Below are 5,133 nucleotides of genomic sequence, written 5' to 3'. Positions count from 1 at the left end.
GTAAGGAGAATATAAGGCACATCATTGATATAAAAAGCTTCTCGCTTTAGGGCTTCAATCTCCCAGTAGAGCGGGTTGTCGGGGGATGGGGGGAGGAAAGCGTCAAATTCTCCGCTTGGGGTAAGATACGATACTGGCTTCTTTCTTCCTGGTCTTTTCTGTGCAACATTAGCTCGCAATTGAAACTGCCCATTTTGCCCGATAAATAGGATGCCCGCCGATTTTACTGAATACCCCAAATAATGTGAAGCTTGGGCGATACTGGCGCTGTGGCAGCAGGCACGAGCCCAGGGATTGAGTAAACCTCTGCCTGCGATGTGGGCTTCATGTTCGGGGGTGAGGAATTTTTCGCCGATGCTGCATAGAGTCCCCCCTAACTCCAAATTTCCTTGCTCTTGAGGGGGGGATACTGCTATAATTGAGTCAGGTTGTGTGTTTGGTGCATCCTCTGGTAGAGGGGATGCAGATTTGTTGAAATTGTTATTTTCTGGAATATGTGCCATGATGGTATTCACACATTGTTAAAGTGTGAAAGAATCCGCCTCTGAAGCGGGTTTGCGGGTTCCGAATCTTGTTGATATCTTTGCCGGATCAGCAACAGAATTCGGGTAAATATAGAAATTGCAAGAAAGCGCTAAGCCTTAAGGATTAAGCGCTTTTTTGTTGGCAAGATTCAGAATTGTCGAGGGACAAATACAATTCGATAGCCCGCTCGATTAGGGTGCTACGAGAGATTCCCTGCATATCTCGCCGTCCTTCTAGCAAGCTGTAAAGATTTGGGTTTATCCGCGCTGTTAAATGTTGTTTGTTTGGCTTCTTCATTATTCGCCTCTTGTCTCCCTGCGTATAGTGTCACCAGATTCGTGTCACAAAAATCAAATTTCCCAAAAATTAACTAGACTTTGCAGAACCCTTGCCCTGTTTTGCTTTTGCGGATGCAGGTTTTTTTGTTTCTGCGGGTAAATCTTCGGATGGGATTAGATTATCTCTGTCCGGTTCGTCAACGAACCTAGAAGCCCTAAATAGAGCCTCTTCAGTGCTTGTCTTCCTCCTTTTATTTGTTGTGGTTGGCGGGAGAATGGGTTCATTTTCCTTTAACCACTGCATTATCAACTCTTCCAATACTTCAGACATATCCCGGCTCTGTAAAGCACACGCTGCTTTAAAACGTGCTCTCACGGATTCCGGGACGCGGCTCCTAATAAATACAGGGGTTTCAGCTTCAGACACAAGCCAAGTCTCAGGGGTTTTCCTCCTTATTCTCGCATTGCTATAAACATTTTTTGTTTGGATGACTACTGTGCTGTTGCATTAGTGTGCTATTGTGCTATAGTATCACCTATCGATAGAAATCGTTTTTATCGATACGTATCGTTTTTAGAACAGGTTGAATTATGGAACCCGAAAATCTTGCTGTGATTGACGTTGAGTCCGAGCCAATCGATAATTTTGTCGAGCCAGAGGAGCTAGAGGAGACTGAGCAATGGTACTCAGCTTTGCAGATTCAGGGGCTGCTGCGGTTGTCTAAAGCCGGACTGCAACAATCGATTTCCAAGCTCGTGAGCATCTACGGGCTCGACATCAAAACCTTACGCCGGGGCGCTGCACGAGCCACCCAATACTCCGAAACTGCTCTCAAAGCTATTAAACTGCTGAACTCCCAGAAACTCAGCGAACTCCGCAAACTGGTAGAAAGCGCATCGGCCGCACCTTCTGCCAGCCCAGCCGGAGCACTGACAATTAGTGAGTACACCCCAGCCCTCGACCGCCGGATTGCCGAACTGAACCAAAGCGCGACTTCTAATTCCGCCTCTTTGAATCAAAACGTGAGGCAACTTTTAGAACAAATCGCAACTGAAAATAAGGCAGCGCAACAACGTGATGCTGACTTGGACAATGCTGAAATAAATGCTGCACAAAACCGGGGCGCTGCTAGAGCTTTGGCAGTATTTCAAGCCGAGCAAAAAGCACAAGCTGAAGTTCTGGCGCAACTGCGATCAATGAAGCTGGGAGCGGAATAATGAGCTTTTTTAAAGTGAAAGTGCAGCGGGAATGCAATACAACTCGAACCTTTAATGTTGTGGGAACCCGCCCCCAGGAAGCCTTGCAGGCTGCTGCATTACAGTTACGAGATGAAGGTGTAGCGGATGCTGTAGCGATTACAGTAGTTGGTCAAATTAACAGCTTGAGGGACTAACAATGCTTAAATCACTTTTGAATTTACTGCCTGCAAAAGTTGTTAAACGCATCGGCGACAAAAGTTTTGCAAACCTGAAAGACCGAGGGGATATTAATGTTTGGTTAGTCAACTTTCCCAAAGATTCTTCTCTGCTATCAACAGACAAAGACTCGCAGTTTCCCCTGGAAAAGTAGACTGCGAGCCCTTGCACAAAATCTCCCCGTTAAAAGGGGAGATTAGCACTAAAACTGTACTAGGAGCATTATATGCAATTTCGAGTCGCTCAAACACCTGGCGCTGCACACGTAGCCCGCGAATTCAATTATCACTCTGGGCCCCTTACGCCGGAGATGGTGCATGAAGCAGCCCGCCAAGCAAAAGTGCTTGACCTTCAAAAACAACTGCGAACCGCCTACAACAGGCACGATGCAAAAATTCGTGCTAACAAAGTCGAACTTGAAAGGCTAACTTTAGAAGCCATTGAAAATGGTTTAACTGACAAAGCACAGATTGATAAATACGTCTCGAAAGCAATTGTTGCTGGTGCCAAACATGACCAGCACATCGTTAATCTAAGCCAGCAATTGCAGCACGAATTGGGTCTGGTGAAAGTGCAAGGTGCCAGCACCAAAACTCTGCAAAACGCAGATTTCCGCCAGCGCTTATTGTTGATTAAAGCGAACCATACAGCCAAGGGACAGATTCAGCAGAATGGTTTCCAACAAAGCTTAAAAGCGATTCAAGCATCACCTCAGCAAGCAATAGCAATGCAGGCGAAGCGGTCGGCGTTTAACAACTATATCAACGCCAAAGACTTTGACCCCATACCTGCTGTGCCAGGCGGTTCTGGCGGTGGCAACAGTTCATCTATGAGCAACAATGACAAAGGCTTCTTAGGTGGTTTGTTTGACTTTTTCTCAGGACGTAAATAGTAGTTTATTGGGCGGGTAAAATCCCGCCTTTTTTTCATGACTATCTCGGAATTTGACGCTTCAGAATTTGATTACTTGAATGTCTGCAACTTTTCAGAAAGTGAAAATCAAAATCAACCTGCAAAGCAAGAGATTACAAACATTGAAAGGTTTTGGTTGTTAACAGGAAACTGGGGCGAATTCGGCAGTTACTTCGGCGCGGGTCTGTCTGCGAGTCTTATCGTGCGCGCAATTCCGGCGCTAATTCCGGCTGCTGTTATCCTCATCCCAGCTGCTGGCTTGGGCTTGCTAGTGCATACATTGACCGCCGATGGCTCTGCAAAATTACGCAGCCAACTAATCTTAATTGCAGTCGGCACGGCACTGTTATCAGCTAACTGGGATGCCTGGTTAGCGTGGATTGTGGCAAACTCTCAACTGTTGATTTTTGGCTTTGTAGTAACAGTAGTAACACTCGGTTTTGTTGGCGTACAAATTTGGAGCAAATTGAATGTTAGTAAGTAATAAGAGTCAGTTGATTGTATCCTCTCTTTTGAGCTTAGGAATTGCAGGTTTTGCGGGCGCTGTGGCGCTTCCATTCAATGACCAAATCGAATTTAAGCTTGGCAACAGAATAGAGTCCCGTCCGGCTTGGCTTGTACCTCCCAAAGCTGAATTTAAAGGGATTGAGCGTGGTTTTGGTGGTGTCAAGATTCTCCTTTCTTTATTAGCTACTGGCGGAATGGTGACGGTTATGCTAATCGCCCGCAAGGAAGGGGAACAGGAGCCAATTCGACAACGAATCAAGCAATATCAAAATAAGGCTTATGAGTTCGGTTTTGCTGCTGAAAGTGCTTATCAAATGAGCACCTTGGCTAACAGATATAAAAAGCTGGCAGATGCGGACGAGGTAGCGTTCGAGGGTGAGATAGAGCAAGCCTATCTTGAGTCGCTGGGGATTGACCCAAGCCAGCAGCCACTTTTAACAGGCACGGCGACACTTGAATCTATCTCAAATCCTGGTGACAAGGTGGATTCAGTAGCAACTACACCAGAACTGCCCGATCAGACTACCGGGCCCAAAATGCCCGTGTTGACAAACTACCCGAGCGTACTCATCTACGGCGCACCGGGAAGCGGAAAAACTACCTTTGCCGAACAGGAAGTTAAACGCAGACTTGAAGCTGGACACAAGGTTATCATCTGCGACCCCCACGCAGCCTATGGCGCTTGGGCTGGGTGTGAAGTTGTCGGCGGCGGGATGGATTACGCTGCCATTGATGCCAAGCTTGAATGGTTTGCGAATGAAGTCCGGCGACGTTATAAAATCATTGAATCTCAACCTAACCCGACATTTCAACCACTGACTTTGTGCTGTGATGAATTTACCAATTGGGCAGGCAGATGCAGTGCTGCGGGTGAGTTTTTCCAGTCTGCCTTATCAGATATCCGCAAAGCTAAAATGTTCGGTTTGATAGTGAGTCACACCCGCACAATGGCAGGATTGGCTAATGCTGCGGGAATGGCAAAACTACGTGATGAAGCGTTGCTAGAAGTCGAATTGCTTGGTCAACAATGCCCCAAAACTGGTGATGCAGTGCCACGGTATGAAGCCGTAATTAAGCTGCCTGGGATGCCATTAAATAAGCGTTTCATTCTGCAAGTTCCCAGACTTTCTGACCCAAATAATCATCAACCGACCAAGCAAGATAGTAGCTACTTAGACCCTATTGCTAGGCTTCAGAACAGTGTTCCGACTGCTCCAAATCCTGACACCACGGAACAAGCCGGAACGCCCGCAGATGTTCCAGAAACAGCATCGCCCGAACCTGGAACACTAGACGGAACAAGGAATACACGACCGGAACGCCTTTCTGCGATGTTGGCTGAAATCTTAGCGGGAACACACCAAACGCCAGTTTTTGCTCCTGATTCGCCTCTGGAACACGAAGAAAAACTTGAACTTGCAAAGCTTGTTATCGAGCAACAATTAGGACTCAAAAAAACAATTTGGATACTTTGGGGTGTTTCTCGTGGCGGGCG

The 5,133-nt window shown here is 46.7% G+C and carries 7 protein-coding genes and 2 pseudogenes; 6 read left to right on the top strand and 3 right to left on the bottom strand.

Features of this window, described 5'->3' with window-relative positions; genetic code table 11:
- The 3 genes and pseudogenes from QUB61_RS37785 to QUB61_RS37775 all read right to left on the bottom strand — a co-directional run.
- Positions 1 to 503, bottom strand: a pseudogene (locus tag QUB61_RS37785) (hypothetical protein); the annotation flags it as partial.
- A 145-nt stretch (positions 504 to 648) separates the two neighbouring features.
- Positions 649 to 822, bottom strand: coding sequence for a ribbon-helix-helix protein, CopG family (locus QUB61_RS37780; RefSeq protein ID WP_333136373.1), 174 nt, complete (start codon positions 820 to 822; stop codon positions 649 to 651).
- Positions 823 to 891: 69 nt separating this feature from the next.
- Positions 892 to 1,179: a plasmid partition protein ParG gene (locus QUB61_RS37775; protein WP_333136375.1), complete on the bottom strand. Its 288-nt coding sequence runs from the start codon at positions 1,177 to 1,179 to the stop codon at positions 892 to 894.
- A gap of 215 nt (positions 1,180 to 1,394) precedes the next feature.
- Here QUB61_RS37775 and QUB61_RS37770 point away from each other — a divergent pair, with 215 nt between their 5' ends.
- The 6 genes and pseudogenes from QUB61_RS37770 to QUB61_RS37745 form a co-directional block, all read left to right on the top strand.
- Positions 1,395 to 2,021, top strand: coding sequence for a hypothetical protein (locus tag QUB61_RS37770; RefSeq protein WP_333136371.1), 627 nt, complete (start codon positions 1,395 to 1,397; stop codon positions 2,019 to 2,021).
- Positions 2,021 to 2,197, top strand: a complete 177-nt coding sequence (locus QUB61_RS37765; protein ID WP_333136369.1) for a hypothetical protein — start codon at positions 2,021 to 2,023, stop codon at positions 2,195 to 2,197. Before QUB61_RS37770 ends, QUB61_RS37765 begins: the two co-directional genes overlap by 1 nt.
- Before the next feature lie 2 nt (positions 2,198 to 2,199).
- On the top strand, positions 2,200 to 2,373 hold the full coding sequence (locus tag QUB61_RS37760) for a hypothetical protein (protein WP_333136367.1): 174 nt from the start codon (positions 2,200 to 2,202) through the stop codon (positions 2,371 to 2,373).
- 72 nt (positions 2,374 to 2,445) lie between these two features.
- On the top strand, positions 2,446 to 3,111 hold the full coding sequence (locus tag QUB61_RS37755) for a hypothetical protein (RefSeq protein WP_333136365.1): 666 nt from the start codon (positions 2,446 to 2,448) through the stop codon (positions 3,109 to 3,111).
- A 36-nt stretch (positions 3,112 to 3,147) separates the two neighbouring features.
- On the top strand, positions 3,148 to 3,615 hold the full coding sequence (locus tag QUB61_RS37750) for a hypothetical protein (RefSeq protein WP_333136364.1): 468 nt from the start codon (positions 3,148 to 3,150) through the stop codon (positions 3,613 to 3,615).
- Positions 3,602 to 5,133: pseudogene (locus QUB61_RS37745) on the top strand (type IV secretory system conjugative DNA transfer family protein); the annotation flags it as partial. The gene QUB61_RS37750 and the pseudogene QUB61_RS37745, both read left to right, overlap by 14 nt.

Origin of the sequence: Microcoleus sp. C2D2 (assembly GCF_036702495.1) — a bacterium.
Lineage (GTDB): Bacteria > Cyanobacteriota > Cyanobacteriia > Cyanobacteriales > Microcoleaceae > Microcoleus.
This window is presented reverse-complemented; position numbering and strand designations above follow the sequence as displayed.